This window comes from Micromonospora sp. WMMD956 (assembly GCF_029626125.1).
In the GTDB taxonomy this organism is placed as follows: Bacteria; Actinomycetota; Actinomycetes; order Mycobacteriales; family Micromonosporaceae; genus Micromonospora; species Micromonospora carbonacea.
The window spans coordinates 4,015,090-4,028,679 of the sequence record NZ_JARUBI010000005.1; the positions used below are offsets into that span (position 1 = coordinate 4,015,090).

Annotated in this window: 15 protein-coding genes and 2 tRNA genes; 11 read left to right on the forward strand and 6 right to left on the reverse strand. The window is 68.5% G+C overall.

The window, feature by feature from the left end; genetic code table 11:
* Positions 1-3 precede the first annotated feature (3 nt).
* Positions 4-276, forward strand: a complete 273-nt coding sequence (locus O7628_RS18465; protein WP_278132237.1) for a hypothetical protein — start codon at positions 4-6, stop codon at positions 274-276.
* A gap of 186 nt (positions 277-462) precedes the next feature.
* Positions 463-535, forward strand: a tRNA-His gene (locus O7628_RS18470).
* A 75-nt stretch (positions 536-610) separates the two neighbouring features.
* Here the strand turns inward: O7628_RS18470 and O7628_RS18475 are convergent.
* Together O7628_RS18475 and O7628_RS18480 are read right to left on the reverse strand one after the other, a co-directional pair.
* Complete coding sequence (locus O7628_RS18475) at positions 611-1,903, reverse strand: Ig-like domain-containing protein (RefSeq protein ID WP_278132239.1); 1,293 nt, start codon at positions 1,901-1,903, stop codon at positions 611-613.
* A 198-nt stretch (positions 1,904-2,101) separates the two neighbouring features.
* Entirely contained in the window at positions 2,102-3,373 is a 1,272-nt protein-coding gene (locus tag O7628_RS18480; protein WP_278132241.1) for an Ig-like domain-containing protein, read from the reverse strand.
* Between the two features lie 186 nt (positions 3,374-3,559).
* Here O7628_RS18480 and O7628_RS18485 point away from each other — a divergent pair.
* Positions 3,560-3,635, forward strand: a tRNA-Lys gene (locus O7628_RS18485).
* Positions 3,636-3,894: 259 nt separating this feature from the next.
* On the opposite strand, the gene O7628_RS18490 is transcribed toward O7628_RS18485, so the two are convergent.
* Positions 3,895-4,458: a flavoprotein gene (locus tag O7628_RS18490; RefSeq protein ID WP_278132243.1), complete on the reverse strand. Its 564-nt coding sequence runs from the start codon at positions 4,456-4,458 to the stop codon at positions 3,895-3,897.
* The gene (locus O7628_RS18495; protein ID WP_278132245.1) at positions 4,455-5,792 is read right to left on the reverse strand and encodes a hypothetical protein; all 1,338 of its coding nucleotides are present in this window, start codon (positions 5,790-5,792) and stop codon (positions 4,455-4,457) included. The genes O7628_RS18490 and O7628_RS18495 overlap by 4 nt, the downstream gene beginning before the upstream one ends.
* A gap of 420 nt (positions 5,793-6,212) precedes the next feature.
* Between O7628_RS18495 and amcA (O7628_RS18500) the strand changes: the two genes are divergently transcribed.
* The 6 genes from amcA (O7628_RS18500) (at position 6,213) to O7628_RS18530 (ending at position 10,159) form a co-directional block, all read left to right on the forward strand.
* Positions 6,213-6,374: a multiple cyclophane-containing RiPP AmcA gene (gene amcA / locus O7628_RS18500; RefSeq protein ID WP_204956669.1), complete on the forward strand. Its 162-nt coding sequence runs from the start codon at positions 6,213-6,215 to the stop codon at positions 6,372-6,374.
* A gap of 343 nt (positions 6,375-6,717) precedes the next feature.
* On the forward strand, positions 6,718-7,854 hold the full coding sequence (gene amcB / locus O7628_RS18510) for a cyclophane-forming radical SAM peptide maturase AmcB (RefSeq protein ID WP_278132249.1): 1,137 nt from the start codon (positions 6,718-6,720) through the stop codon (positions 7,852-7,854).
* A complete protein-coding gene (gene amcA, locus O7628_RS18515; RefSeq protein WP_278132250.1) occupies positions 7,851-8,036 on the forward strand; it encodes a multiple cyclophane-containing RiPP AmcA in 186 nt (61 codons plus the stop codon). Before amcB ends, amcA (O7628_RS18515) begins: the two co-directional genes overlap by 4 nt.
* A gap of 75 nt (positions 8,037-8,111) precedes the next feature.
* A complete protein-coding gene (locus tag O7628_RS18520) occupies positions 8,112-8,774 on the forward strand; it encodes a pentapeptide repeat-containing protein (RefSeq protein ID WP_278132251.1) in 663 nt (220 codons plus the stop codon).
* Positions 8,775-8,844: 70 nt separating this feature from the next.
* Positions 8,845-9,369: a hypothetical protein gene (locus tag O7628_RS18525; protein WP_278132253.1), complete on the forward strand. Its 525-nt coding sequence runs from the start codon at positions 8,845-8,847 to the stop codon at positions 9,367-9,369.
* Between the two features lie 109 nt (positions 9,370-9,478).
* A complete protein-coding gene (locus tag O7628_RS18530; protein WP_278132256.1) occupies positions 9,479-10,159 on the forward strand; it encodes a helix-turn-helix domain-containing protein in 681 nt (226 codons plus the stop codon).
* Between the two features lie 103 nt (positions 10,160-10,262).
* Here O7628_RS18530 and O7628_RS18535 read toward each other — a convergent pair whose 3' ends face one another.
* Positions 10,263-10,637: a hypothetical protein gene (locus O7628_RS18535; RefSeq protein ID WP_278132258.1), complete on the reverse strand. Its 375-nt coding sequence runs from the start codon at positions 10,635-10,637 to the stop codon at positions 10,263-10,265.
* Positions 10,638-10,740: 103 nt separating this feature from the next.
* Here O7628_RS18535 and O7628_RS18540 point away from each other — a divergent pair, with 103 nt between their 5' ends.
* Positions 10,741-11,103 carry a cyclic-phosphate processing receiver domain-containing protein gene (locus tag O7628_RS18540; RefSeq protein ID WP_278136347.1) on the forward strand — a complete coding sequence of 121 codons (363 nt, stop codon included), beginning with the start codon at positions 10,741-10,743 and terminating at the stop codon, positions 11,101-11,103.
* Positions 11,104-11,213: 110 nt separating this feature from the next.
* A complete protein-coding gene (locus tag O7628_RS18545) occupies positions 11,214-11,792 on the forward strand; it encodes a hypothetical protein (RefSeq protein WP_278132260.1) in 579 nt (192 codons plus the stop codon).
* Positions 11,793-11,965: 173 nt separating this feature from the next.
* On the opposite strand, the gene O7628_RS18550 is transcribed toward O7628_RS18545, so the two are convergent.
* Positions 11,966-12,661, reverse strand: a complete 696-nt coding sequence (locus tag O7628_RS18550) for a hypothetical protein (RefSeq protein ID WP_278132262.1) — start codon at positions 12,659-12,661, stop codon at positions 11,966-11,968.
* Positions 12,662-13,590: the final 929 nt, after the last annotated feature.

Consider the following 13,590-nt stretch of genomic DNA (forward strand, 5'->3'; position numbering starts at 1 on the left):
GCCGTGGGCGGTGAAATCTTCACGCGGCCGCCGGAGGATTTCGTTCAGGAGGTGGAGGCGTATCGCGGTTACTATCTGCGGGGCGATGGCCCGATCTTTGCGTTGTACGAGACCGTGCGGGCCGTCGAGGATGTCGCTGCCGCTGAGCGGCGTGCTCTGACGGCGGAGGAGCGGGCCTTGGTCCAGGGCATCAGGCGGCGGACGTTCGTCATGTTCGAGGAACAGTTGCAGCGGGAGGGCGACCCCGGCGCGGACCCGACCATCGCCGCCCCGTAGCAGCAGGCGGACACGCTCGCGGATCTTGGCACGAAACGACCCCTTCAGGGGCCACTTCGCACCCAGACCCCCCGTCGCCACGGCTGGGACCGGGACGGGGGCGGGGAACCCGGTGGACGTGGGTGGCGGGGGTGAGGCTATTATTAGTCCCGCACGCCGCCCGGTCCTGCCGGAGCGGAGCGCATGGTGGCTGTAGCTCAGTTGGCAGAGCACCGGGTTGTGGTCCCGGTTGTCGTGGGTTCAATTCCCATCAGTCACCCTCAGCACGAAGGCCCCCTCCGACCGGAGGGGGCCTTCGTCGTTGCCGCCCCGGGGCGAGGGCCCCGGGGTCGGGTCAGGCGGTCGGTTCGGCGCTGGGGGACTCGGTCGCGTCGCCGGGGGCCTCCTCGGCGTCCGGCGCGGCGGCGTCCGGGTCGTACGGGAGGGCGCTTCCCTTGACGTACTCGTCCCAGCTCATGTTCCAGTCGGTCCAGCCGTTGCCGTTGGCGAGCTTGCGTTCGGTGCCCTTGACGGTGATCGGGTCGCCGACGCGGGTGTTGTCGAACAGCCAGGCGCCGTTCTTCATCGAGACGTTGACGCAGCCGTGCGAGACGTTGACGCTGCCCTGCTGCCCCTCGGACCAGGGTGCAGCGTGGATGAACTCGCCGCCCCAGGTGAGACGCTGCGCGTAGTCGATCTTCGTGCGGTAGCCGTCCTCGGGACCCAGCTCCTCGAAGGTGTCGAAGACGGTCTTGCGCAGCTTCTCGATGACCACCATCGTGCCGCTGGACGACGGCGTGCTCTTCTTGCCGAGGCTGACGGGGATCGTCTTGATCACCTTGCCGTCCTTGGTGACGGTCATCCGCTTCGTCTTGTTGTCGACCGTCATGATCACCGCTGGGCCGGTCTTGATGTCGACCGTCAGGTCCGCCCGGCCGTACCAGCCGTCGCCGAGGGGGAGGCCGCCGGCCTGCACCCGGTAGGAGATGGTGCTGCCCGCCTTCCAGAACTCCTTCGGCCGGTACCGGATCTCGGTGGGGCTGACCCAGTGCCAGATGCCCTCCTGGGCCGGCGTGGAGGTCACCGTCATCCGCCGCTGGACGTCGTCGCGGTAGTCCTCCGGGATGGCCCGGCTGAACTTCACGATGAGCGGCATGCCGACGCCGACGACCTGGCCGTCGCCGAGGAAGCTGCTGACGCGTACCTGGTTGCCGGGCTTGGCCATGGTGGTGAAGGTGCTGGTCGCCTGCGCCGGCTTGCCGTCGTCGCCGGTCGCCGTGACGGTGGCCGTGTAGGTCTCGCCGTACTTCAGGGCGCCCTTGGGCAGCCAGCTCTTGCCGTCGGCGGCGAGCGCGCCCGCGACGGGCGCGCCGGCCGAGTCCTTCAACTCGACCGCGGTGTCCTCGGCCTCCTTCGTGGTGAAGGTGATGCCCGTGGACGCCGGCACGTCCTTCGCGTCGGCCGCGGGCTCGGTGATGGTCGCCGTGGCCTTGGGTGCGCTCTCGCCGCCGCCCTGCCAGGACGACGGCTTGCCCCCCTCGCCGTCGGTGCAGGCGCTGGTGAGCGCCAACACGGCGGCGAGCAGCCCCGCCGCGAAGACGCGGCGTCGACCACCGCGCCGGGTCAGCTGGTCCTGGGTTGCGCGCATGATTCCCTCACTGTCGTGGTGCCCCGGTTGCCCATCGTCTCTCACTGACGCACGGAAACAGGTACCCGTTGCCGGGGGTGAAGAGAAACACTCGATCCAGGATGGCGGAAACCGGCGAAAGGCGCATCTGGCGAACCGAGCTCGCATATGACGGGGCGGGCGCCGGGATCCGGCGCCCGCCCCGTGTCGACGGTCCTGTCAGGCCAGAGCCGGCCCGGCACCGCCCTCCGGCACCGGCAGGGCGCTGCCCTTGACGAACTCGGACCAGCTCAGGCTCCAGGCCGTCCAGCCGTTGCCCTGAGTGAGCTTGCGCTCGGTCCCCTTGATAGTGATCGGATCGCCGACCCGGGTCTGGGAGAAGAGCCACTTCGCCTGTGCCATCGAGACGTTGACGCAGCCGTGCGAGACGTTCTGCCGCCCCTGGACGTGCTCGGACCAGGGCGCGGCGTGGATGTACTCGCCGCCCCAGGTGAGTCGCTGGGCGAAGTCGATCTCGGTGACGTACCGGTTGGCCGGGTCCGGGTCGTCGCGGGTGTCGAAGACCGTGGACTCCTTCTTCTCCATCACCACCATCGTGCCGCTGGAGGAGGGGGTGCTCTTCTTGCCCAGGCTCACCGGGATCTTCCGCAGCAGCTGGCCGTCCTGGAAGACGCTCATCTGCTTGGTGGCGTTGTCGACCTTCATCTCGAACGCCCGACCGATCTTGGCGGTGGCGCTCCGGTCGACGTTGCCGTACTTGCCGTTGCTGAGCGGGATGCCGGCCAGCGCGATCCGCACGCTGATCGTGGTCCCGGGCTTCCAGTACTCCGGCGCCCGGTAGTAGGCCTGGGTGCCGTTGGAGACCCAGTGCCACGCGCCGGGCTGTGGCGGGTCGGTGCGGACGAACATCCGCTTCTGCACCGCCGCCCGGTCCTTCTCCGGGATGCCGGGGTGGAACTCGGTGACGACCGGCATGCCTACGCCGTACGTCTTGTCGCTGAACAGGTAGAGCCCGGAGGCGATCATCGACTTCGGCTTGGCCATCGTCGTGAACGTGCTGGTGCCCTGCTTGGCCTCGCCGCCGGCACCGGCGGCGTTGACGGTGGCCGTGTAGCGGGTGCCGTACTTCAGGGGCTTGTTCGGCACCCAGGACGAGCCGTCGGCGCGCAAGCGGCCCTCGACCTTGTCGCCGTTCGCGGCGGTGAGGGTGACGTCGGTCACCTTGCCGCCCTCGGGGAGCTTCGCGGAGATCTCGGTGCTGACCGGCCTGCTCTTGGCCCCGTCTGCCGGACTGACCTTGAGCGTCGGGTCGGCGCTCGTGGCCGGATCGGCCGGTGCCGTTCCTGTCTCGGCGGCGACGCTGCTGCCGACGGCGGGCGCACCGTCGACGAACTCCGCCTTCTTCTGGTCGTCACCGCACCCGGTCAGTGCCAGCGACGCCATCAGGCTCAGGGCGCCTACCGTCGCCCCGGCCCGCGCGAACATGCCCATTCCCACCTCTGTTCTCGCGTACCTGGCGGACATCGTGCCGCATGGCGGCCAGCTACCACCGCCCGCGCCGCCAATCGTGAGGGATTTAGGGGCTTTTGACCCTTAAGCGTGTCCGAAGGGTGGAGCCGGGTATCGGATTGGAACCCCGCTCAGGAGGCGTGCTAGGGTTCTCTCCGTTGCCAACGAGCGCCGCTAGCTCAACTGGCAGAGCAGCGGACTCTTAATCCGCGGGTTCGGGGTTCGAGTCCCTGGCGGCGCACCACCCAAAAAGGCTCTGACCTGGGGTTTCACCCTGGGTCGGAGCCTTTTGGCGTTTCTGCCGGTGGTCCGGTGTCTCGGTGGGTGCTCGGGAGCCGTTGGACCGTTACGGCTTCCGGTGGACGAACGGCATGTCGGCGGACCCCAGCATCGCCTGTGGTGCGTCCGCCCGCTGTTTGATGATCTTGCTGCATGGTCGGGTGGTGTGGGCGTCGGGCCATCGGTCGACGGAGGTGATCCGGGTTCACCCGGCCCAGCGGCCGTTACTTCTGCGGCTGTGCTTTCTCAGCGAGTGCGGCGGCTGCGTGGAATGCCGTGGTCCAGGGGAATGTGAGCCGTCGGACGTTGCCGGTGCCGGGTGGGTGTGGTTCCCAGTCGTGGTCGGGTCCGAGGAGGATGTGTACGCCTTCGTCGCGGAGGCTGGCTACGGCGCGGCGGTAGGGGTGTCGGGTGGCGAGGGCGGTGTTGACGAAGGGGACGATGACGGTGGGTATGTGTCGTCCGATGAGTTCGGCGATGGTAGTCATGGCGTAGTTGTCGGCGAGGCCGAGGGCGATCTTGTTGATCGAGTTGTAGGTCGCGGGTGCGATGACCAGTGCGTCGGCGGCGGGTAACGAGCGGCGGACGCCCGGGGATGCCCGGTAGTCGGAACGCACGGGTGCCCCGGTCAGTTCTTCGATGGCCGGGATGTCGATGAAGCTGGTCGCGTGGGGTGTGGCGGTGACCGCCGTGGTCCAGGACTGCTCGTGTGCGGTGTTGATCAGGGTGGTGACGTCGGGGGCGGGACCGGCGGCGCAGACGACGATCTGGAGGTGCCCTGGGGTCACCGGGGGATCCCGGCGGTCTGGGTGAAGTCGACGACGGCCGCGCGTACCGGGCCGGTGGCGAGGCGGGCGAGGTCGTTGGTGAGGCGGTGGACCGCTGGGCGGCAGCGGATCTCTTCGGGTGCTACCTCATACGCGGTGCGGAGGGCGTTGAGGCCCTGTTCGTGGCGTCCCCACTGGGTGTAGGCGCGGGCCACGTCGACGTAGAGGGTGGCTTTGCGTTCGGCGAGGGTCACCTTGCCGAGGGGGATGGTGCGGGCGATGGCGATGGCGGTGCCGGCGTCGCCGAGGGTGAGTGCGATGTTGACCCGGTGCAGCAGGACGTTGGTGGCGCCGAAGCCGGTCCATCGGTCGTTGCCGTCGTAGCCGAGTCGGGTCGCGGCGCGGGTGGCCTCGTCGAGCATCGTGTGTGCGGTGTCCCGGTCGTCGCGGCGGGCTGCGGCGACGGCGCCGCGTAGGACGAGGGCGCCGTACACGGCGACCGCGTCGGTCGACGCGAGGCGGGTGCCCCGGTCGAGCTCGTCGGCTGCAGATGCGGCGAGGGTCACCGCCTGCTCGTCGTGGTTGTTGCTCATCAGGGCGTGGGTCATGATCCGTGCGCTCGCGGCGACCGCCACTGGGTCCTGGCTCGTCGCGGCGGCGCGGGTGCTCCGCTCTGCGGCGACCAGGGCCATCCCACGGTCGCCCAGCTTGAGCAGGACGCTACCGACGACGTGGTACAGCTCGGCGGCCAGGACGTCGACCTGCCTTTGCTGCGTGCCCTCCGCGTCCGCCCTGGCGGGTTCGAGAGCGGGTAACAGCGTGCCGAGCTGGTCGAGGACCCGTTCGTATCGGCAGGCCTGGTAGTCGCGTTTGACGGCGGCCACCTTGCCGGAGAGCTGCTGCACGGACAGCACCGTGGCGGGTTGTTGCCGGGGCGAGACGAGTGCGTCGAGCACCGGCGCGATGCCGGGGGCGGCGGCGACGCTGACCGCAGCGCTGCGCAGGAAGTCTCGCCGTTGCACGTCACCATCCGAGTCCGGGCTGTGGTGGCTGTCCTCACCAGTATCGGCATCCGGGTCGGTGTGCGGTGGCGTGGTGCTCGCGGCTGCACCGTTGGTGCCCGTCGCCCGCAGGGCTGCGAAGCGTTCGCGGACGTCGGGTGTGGCTCGGGTCAGCACGGTGTCCAGCGCGGCCTGCATGTCGGCGCGGGGAATGACGCTGTCGCCCTGGCTGCTCCACTTGGCCACCGTCCGGCGGGCCGCGCCCAGGTGCTCGGCGAAGGCGGTGACGCTCATCCGCGCCGCCTGGCGTAGGGCGGTGGCATCCCGGCCGGTCCAGGTCGTGATCGGAGTCATCGCACGTCCTCCCGACGGACCGTCTCCTGCCTGGTGATCGTAGCGGCACCTGGGGTTACCGCAGGTGCACCGGCGGTGCACCGACAGGACATTCCGTGCACGCCCTGCCCCGGGCGAGGGTGGGTGTGCCGGGCCACCTTCCCAGGGTGCGCCGGTAGGTCAGCGGCAGTCTCAGAGCAGGGAGCTTCGGATGGATGTGCCGAGCGGTGACAGGCCGGAACGCGACCCGACGCCTCCGCAACTGCCGTCACCGGCCAGTCCGCCGGCAGCACCGTTGACTCCTCGTTCGCGTACCGCCAGAAGGGCTGCGTGGGCGGGTGGCGGTCACCTCGCTGCCGAGCCACCGGCCGGCAGCGGTGGGTCAACCGGATCCCGGTGGACCCACCGCTGCGAAAGACGCGTCGTGACGGGGGAGCGGGCATGACCGTGTACGTCTCCCGCTACGCGAGCGGCCAGCAGGAGCGGCCCGGCCCACCGGCGTCGACAGAACCCATGCCGGCGGGGACCGCGGACCCGCCGCTGTTGACCCACGTGTGGCGTCGGTTCTTCGCGCAGCGGACCCGACGGGAGCTCCCCCGGTGAGCGTCGACCAAAGCCCTCCAGCGACTACGGCGGGCTGTCGCAGCCCGGGCCATGAGCATGTGCCGTCGCGTCCGCACTGGGGCTGCCGCGCCTGCGGCCATCCATGGCCCTGCGACGGGGCCAGGAGCGCGCTCCTGACGGAGTACGCGGGCAATCGGATCGGCCTGTTCCTCTATCTGGCCGGATGTCTGCACGAGGCCATCGACGACCTGAGCCAGCCGGACGCGAGCGGGACGAGCAACTGCGAGGACCTGTTCGACCGCTTCGTCGACTGGGCCAGGCGACGCGCCGGCTCTGCCAGGGCGACGACCGACGCACCAGTGTCTTCGAGGGAGGAGTGATGGTGAGCGGCATCGGTGTGATCACCGCTGTGGGGGGACCGGCGATCGCGGAGGTGTTTCACACCCTGGTGGTGCAGCCGACGAGCTTCTGCAACCTCGACTGCGCCTACTGCTACCTGCCTGACCGTCGGTCCCGCCGTCTCATGACCGTGGAGGTGGCGCGGGCCTGTGCCACCTCCATCGAGCAGCAGGGCAGCGAGCATCCCGTCAGCGTCGTCTGGCATGGAGGTGAGCCCACCGCCACGCCGATCGGCCACTTCCGGAACCTGCTCACTGCCTTCGAGCCGCTTCGGCGGACGGGGCGGGTGCGTCACGAGATCCAGACCAACGCCACCCTGGTCGACCAGCGGTGGTGTGACCTGTTCACCGCTTACCGATTCGAGATCGGTGTCAGCGTCGATGGCCCGGGCGCCCTGAACCGCAACCGGGTCGACCGCGCCGGTAGGCCGACGGTCGACCGGACGATGCGCGGCGTTCAGATGCTCGCTGACGCGGGTTTGGAGTACTCGGTGATTTGCGTCGTCACCCCGGAGACCATCGACCACACCGACGACCTCATCGACTTCTTCACCGACCTGCCTGGGTGCCAGTCTGTGGGCTTCAACATCGAGGAGCAGGAAGGCGCCGCCCGGCAACCGGTGACGGAGGAGGCCGCGTACCGGTTCTGGCGGCGGCTCGTGCAACGCCGAACCGCCGGTAGCGGGCTGCGTATCCGTGACCTGGACCGGCTGGCCGATTATCTCACCGCCGCCCGCGCCGGACAGGTTGACCACACAGCCCATGAACCGATTCCCACGGTGTCCTGGGACGGCCAGGTCGTGCTCCTGTCACCGGAACTGCTCGGCATCACCGATTCCGAGTACGGGGACTTCATCGCCGGCAACGTGGTCGCGGAACAGATCACCGCGATGATCGGCCGGGCCGGCGGTCTGCGTTACATGACCGAGTTCGTCACCGCGCTCAACGAGTGCGCCGACCGGTGCGGGTTCTACGACTTCTGCCGTGGCGGGCAGGCCGGCAACCGCTACTTCGAACACGGCACCTTCACCGTCCGCGAGACCAACTTCTGCCGTACCACCCGACAGGCCCTCGTCCGCGCCACCGCGGACCATCTCACCCCGACCGGAGGACCAGCATGAACGACGCCCTCGCCGCCCTCGTCAACGCTCCGCCGCACCACCTCGACCGTCTCGGTGTCGCACCGTCCCAGGCGGTAGCGTCGATCGACGCCGCGAAGTTCGACAACCGGCCCACCTGGGACAACCGTGGCAAATTCGACAGCCGCCCCGGCTGGGACAACTGGGACAAGAAGAAGCGCTGACAGCGAACTCCCGACACTCGGCGGTGCGACGGCCGGCCCGTCTCGCACCGCCCTCGGAAACAGGTAAAGGACCACATGCGGACCACGACAGTCGGCGAACTGCGGATACTGCTCCCGGAGCTGGACCCTGATGATCTCGACACCATCAGCGACCCAACCGACGACCTCAGCGACGCCACCATTGAGGACGCCTTATGGCGTGGCGTCATGCTGGACGGCGTCACCATCCGTGGTAGCCGGCTCGTCGGTGTCGACGTGAGCGAGAGCAGTTGGGACGGTGGTTCCCTCTTCGGCTGCGAGATCACCCGTGCCGACCTCTCCGGTGCCACCCTGTCCGGCGTCAGCATCGAGCGTTGTGCCGTCACCGGCTCCCGGTTCACCGGCGCCAGGCTCACCGACATCCGGCTCAAGGACGTGCTGTTCGAGGGATGCCGCTTCGACTACGCGTCCCTCACCCGTGTCACCGCAGCCGGAGCCATGGCCTTCGTGGACTGCCTTCTTACCGACGCCACCTGGTCGTCCTGCCGCCTCCCCAACATCGTCCTGCGGTCCTGCCAACTGGCCCGCCTGGAACTCGACTCCTGCCACCTCCATGGCGCTGACCTGCGAGGAAACGGCCTGTACGACCTGAAGACCGGTCTCGGCAACCTGCACGGGGTCACCCTCAACGAGGACCAGCTACCCGACCTCACCCACCTGGCCGTTCAGGATCTCCACCTGACCGTACGCAAGCAGTGACATAGCCCCTCCTTCTCCCTGGCCGGTCGCCGGCTACGAGAGCACACGAACACATCAGGAGAACGACGTCGTGGCCTATCACCCAGGGCCGAACAACCTGCTTGGCGCAACTCGGCTGGCGCTGCCGTCTCCGTCGGGCTCGGGGCGGCCGATGTCCCGGCAGGAGTTGGCCGACGCGGTCAACGCCCACACCCACACACAGGGGGGATGCCGCAGCGCCGTCGACGCCCGCTACATCGGCAAGCGCGAACGAGGGGAGCACCGGTGGCCGTTCGAGCCGTACCGCACGGCGCTGCGGGAAGTCCTCGGTAAGGCGACCAACGCCGACCTCGGCTTCTTCATCATTCAGGGAGATGCCCAAGACCCTGAAGCGAGCCCCGAGAAACCAGGGCCAGAAGCTAACCGGACCTCACCCGTACCCGGTGCCGACCCGGGCTGCCCGGTATCGGTAGTGACCGCGGACGGTGCGGTCATCATGGCCCGAGCGGCGGCGGTGCGGGTGACCCTGAACGTCCACGCCGAGACTGTTGCGGCGCTGGTCCGTCACGACGCACGACCGGCGCTGTCGCGGTCCTCACGGGATCCGTCGAAGTGATGATCGAACCGTCGGATGTCGCGCGGGACCGTCTCGCGGCTGTACCGAGTGTGCCGTCGACTACGGCAAGCCTTTGCCAGGTGTCCCGGCTTTCGTACCGGCGGCACCGATGACGAATGTGCGGGTCACGCAGCCGGCCGTGGACGGTCGGAGTTCGTCGGGTCTGCGCTTGCCGGGGCTGATCAGTCAGCAGCAGGTGGCCGAGGCGCGTAGGGACCTCGGTCGGCGGTTGGCCGCGTGGCGTCCCGAGCAGGGGCTGACGCAGATGCAGCTCGCCAAGAGCATCTGTTACTCCCGCAGTTCGGTAGCCAACGCCGAGATCGGCCGGGACACCAGCGTTCGTCGGTTCTGGCAGGACGCCGACCGGGCGGTCGATGCACATGGGGCGCTGCTCGCGGCGTTCGACCAGATGGCTGCACTGGTACGGGACTTCAACGCCCAGCGGGCGCAGGCGCGGGACGAGGAACGCCAGCGGCGCGCCGGCCGGACCGCCACCCGGGCCACTCACGCGGCGACGGCTGACTATGGGTGTGGGACGGTGGTCGTCGGCCGGTGGACCGGACAGGAAACCCGCGCGTTACGCGAGGCTCTCCGGATGACCGTCCCCGCCTTCGCCCGCCACCTCGGGGTAGCGTCCGAGACGGTTTCCGGCTGGGAACACCACCACACGCCCACACCGCCACCGACGATGGCCACACAAGCCGCCCTGGACGAGACGCTTACGCTCGCCGACAGCAACGTCAAAGCCCGGTTCCTGCTGATCCTCGACACCCCGAACCACCACACGTAGGCCTGTGGTGAGAGGGCGGCATGGCACGAGCGCCACGTCGCGTGATGCGGCAAGGCTTCCCCGCCGCGCCCAGCCAACGGCCGTAAGTCCATGCGTCCCCCCGCTACTGAACCAAGCGCCTTACCTCGATCCGGGCGCCGGGCGTTTCGTCGCTGCGAACGGTGCGCTTGGTCGCCTCGAGATGGTCGACGCGGTCGTCGGCCGCTTGCGCTGGTCCGCGCCATTCTCGAAGCCCGAAGACGCCTTCCATCGCATCCAACGTCGGCTTGATCAGGTTGTCGAGGTCCCACACCTCGTTGGCGTTGCGCGCTTCTGGCGTACGAAACTCGACGAGAACCGAGAAGCGCCCCGCCCAGGGCCCCAAGCCACTCCTGGTGAATGCCTCGCGGACCGCGGCCTTCCACGCAGGCTCGGCTGCCGACGAGTAGCTTGCCGGCCGACCCACCACCTCCACGATGACGAGCGTCTCGAACCTCATGACAGACCATGATGGCCGCCGCAGCCCCTACAACGAAAGGCTCCCGCTCTCGTCGCGGCAAATCCGGATGTCAGATGATGACGGTGCCAGGCATCATCATCGCGTGGATGCCCGTCGAACGATCGTCCTGGTCGATGACCTCCGTTCGTTCGTGGATGGCCGTTGCGCGGAGGTGGCCCGCACCAGCGCCGCTGGAGTGGAACTCCTCGATCGGTATCGCGACCGGCACCTGGACGAGCTGTGGCTGGACCACGACCTCGGTGGGGGCGACACGATCTGGCCGGTCGTGGAGGTTCTGGAGCGGGCTGCCTTCGACAACCGCCCCTTCGACGTCGGCGTCATCGACGTCCACTCCGCCAATCCGGCCGGTGCCGCGAAGGTCGCCCAGGTCCTCCGGCACTGGGGGTATCGGGTCCGCGTCGCGTCGGGCTCCACGGACGTCGGCTACCTCGACAGCCTCGTGTGAGCTGACCGACTCGAACGCGCCGCCCGACGGTTGTCACATCCGGGGCGGCAGATCCGAGCGCCGGTGGGAGATGTCACGCTGATGCTGCGACGACGTTGAATAATCCGCAGGTGGGTGGTGCCGATGCGCTCGCCCGTGCTGCGGCCATGGTCCCCGCTGATGTCGTCAATGAGGCCGGCGTGACGGTGGTGGACGTCCGCGAGTACCTCGACCACGACGAGTGGGAGGTCGCGCTCGGCCTCCTTGCGGACCTCGACACGGGTTGGCAACCGCCGACCGCTTGGTGGGATCTGCTGATCGACAGCGCCGAGCTGATGGGGCTCTCTGATGCCGCCGCGTGGTGCCGCTGGGGTCGGTGGGAGAGCATCCACGGGATCGTCCGCGCAGAGTTGCGGCTCCTGTCGCCCGCCGAAGGAGGACGGCGAACGCCGATCCCGGGCAAGGGCTTCCTCCGACCGCTGTGGGATGTCGGCAGGCGCACGGCCGCGGGAGACCCCGATCTGCTCGTGGCACGCATCTGGGTGGAGTCGGCGCCGGCGTTGCCACCAGGCGCCACCGGGTCGGTCCGCCTTGGCCCGCTGTCCCCAGCCCTCTGGAGGCACCTACAACCGGGCATGACGATCACGATGCACGAGGGTCGGCCCATGGTAGGAACGGCCACCATCATCGAGGCGTCGAACACGCGCTGACATCGGCAGGACCGAAGGCGTGCTCGATCGGGTTTGTGGCGTCGCTGCGCAGCATGCGTGGTCTGCGGCAGATCGGTTGCTGGCGGGTAGATCGCCAGGTAGACAACCGCGTACCTTGGTCTATTCGTGGCCGCAAGGCTCGGCACAAGGATCCGCTGTTCCACTCTTATCGTTCAGGGACGTGGACGGTGGCAGGTGCCTCCCGGCCCGACCTGATGGGAACACAGCGCGCACCACAGCGTCGGTACGGTCTCGTGGATTGTTGCTCCGAAGACGACGGGGTTCGCGTCGGCGGTCTGCGTCGGTGCCCGGGTGAAGTACCGGATGGTCCACACGTCTCGGTCGTTTGGCCAGGCGCTGAGCTGGACCTGGACAGCCATACCGGCATCGTCGTCCAGCCACCAGGACTCGGTCGGGCCGGTCGCTTCGGGCACGCGCCGCGGTAGACGCCGCTCGTCCACTACCGGGACCACCTCGCGCGGCGTGTGGCAGGTGAACGTCCGATGGAACCAGCCGCTGACCGTCACGAGCATGGCGTGGCTCTCCAGACGCTGGTCGACGGAGCGGTCGATCACGCGGTAGGACCACTGGCCGGGTCCCATAGCGGTGCGGCCGTCAGCAAGGATGTCGATGCCCCAGGTCCAGTCGCCGTCCACGATTCCGGTGAAGGCCAGCCCGAGCGGGCCGCGATGGACCACCACACCACCATCAAGGCCGTACTCCATACCGTTGGAGCCGATGACCGGGTACCAAAGCCCACCGAACCGCTCCTCGAACCCGATCATCGCCTCGATCAACTCATCGGGTGCCGCCTCGATCCGGTCATCGACGCGGAGGACGGCCATCGAGCGGATGTCGGTAGTTGCCATGCGCGGCATCCGGGGGCGGGACCGTCGGGCGAGAACTGCCCGAGCACGGCCAGACAAGCTTGGATCATCAAGAACGTATACCCGACAATCTATCACCGGAGCTCACCCACGAACCCGCTCACGGACTGCCCGATCAGGCCGAGGTCGAAGGCGTGCCGCTTGAGCACGCCTTCGCGCTGCAGGTGGGATCCTGTCGGGGCGGGGCGCATTCACCGGTCTGCCCATGCTGTTGCTGGCGAGCTCTGCATGCGGTGTCGGCGGCTGGAAGAACGGCGACGTGGCTCTGATCGGTCTATCGGCGAGGACGCCCTCTCATGATGTGAGACAGCCGATCCGGCTGGCCAAGATTCTTCTGCCTATTTCGGCCGGGGAATCCGTCCCATTCGAGACAAGTACGGGTCAGCGGGTACTACTGCGTCCAGCTGGGTCCGTAAGCGTCATGATCGACTGCCGGTGATGCTGGTTGACAGGGTGCTGCCGACGGAGGCGTACTGGTACACAGACGACCGAGTGGCGGCCTACCCGCCGGGTCCGATCGATCGGTGTGGTGACGCTCCTTCGGGAGCGTCGCCGATCGTTCGAGGCTCGGGAGGGGCGGGCCGTCGATGGTTCTGAGTGACAGGGGGTTCGCCATGAAGGATGTTTCTCCGGCGGGTTAGTCGACGCCCTACCGGACCGTCGTGATGTCGACGGCTCCCGGAGCATCTGTCCCAGGCTGAGACGATCCCACTACCGGCGCGGCGCTATGCCACCCTGCTCGCCGCACTTGTCGCCGCTGTCCCAGCTGCCGCGACCGCCCTTCTGGTGGTCGTGGCGGTCGTTGCTGCCCTCATCTGTTCTCGGGTCGGCCGGTGCATCGGTCGACGTGTTCGTTGACAAGTCCACAGTGCACATACTCGCGGTCTTTTGGTTTCTGCAGGCGGCCGCTA

Bases quoted from the DNA above. Each gene is read 5' to 3' on its own strand.
- O7628_RS18475 (WP_278132239.1), bottom strand. From the start codon at position 1,903: ATGCGCGCAACCCAGGACCAGCTGACCCGGCGCGGTGGTCGACGCCGC.
- O7628_RS18480 (WP_278132241.1), bottom strand. From the start codon at position 3,373: ATGGGCATGTTCGCGCGGGCCGGGGCGACGGTAGGCGCCCTGAGCCTG.
- O7628_RS18495 (WP_278132245.1), bottom strand. From the start codon at position 5,792: ATGACTCCGATCACGACCTGGACCGGCCGGGATGCCACCGCCCTACGC.
- amcA (WP_204956669.1), top strand. From the start codon at position 6,213: ATGACCGTGTACGTCTCCCGCTACGCGAGCGGCCAGCAGGAGCGGCCC.
- amcA (WP_278132250.1), top strand. From the start codon at position 7,851: ATGAACGACGCCCTCGCCGCCCTCGTCAACGCTCCGCCGCACCACCTC.
- O7628_RS18520 (WP_278132251.1), top strand. From the start codon at position 8,112: ATGCGGACCACGACAGTCGGCGAACTGCGGATACTGCTCCCGGAGCTG.
- O7628_RS18530 (WP_278132256.1), top strand. From the start codon at position 9,479: ATGACGAATGTGCGGGTCACGCAGCCGGCCGTGGACGGTCGGAGTTCG.
- O7628_RS18535 (WP_278132258.1), bottom strand. From the start codon at position 10,637: ATGAGGTTCGAGACGCTCGTCATCGTGGAGGTGGTGGGTCGGCCGGCA.
- O7628_RS18550 (WP_278132262.1), bottom strand. From the start codon at position 12,661: ATGGCAACTACCGACATCCGCTCGATGGCCGTCCTCCGCGTCGATGAC.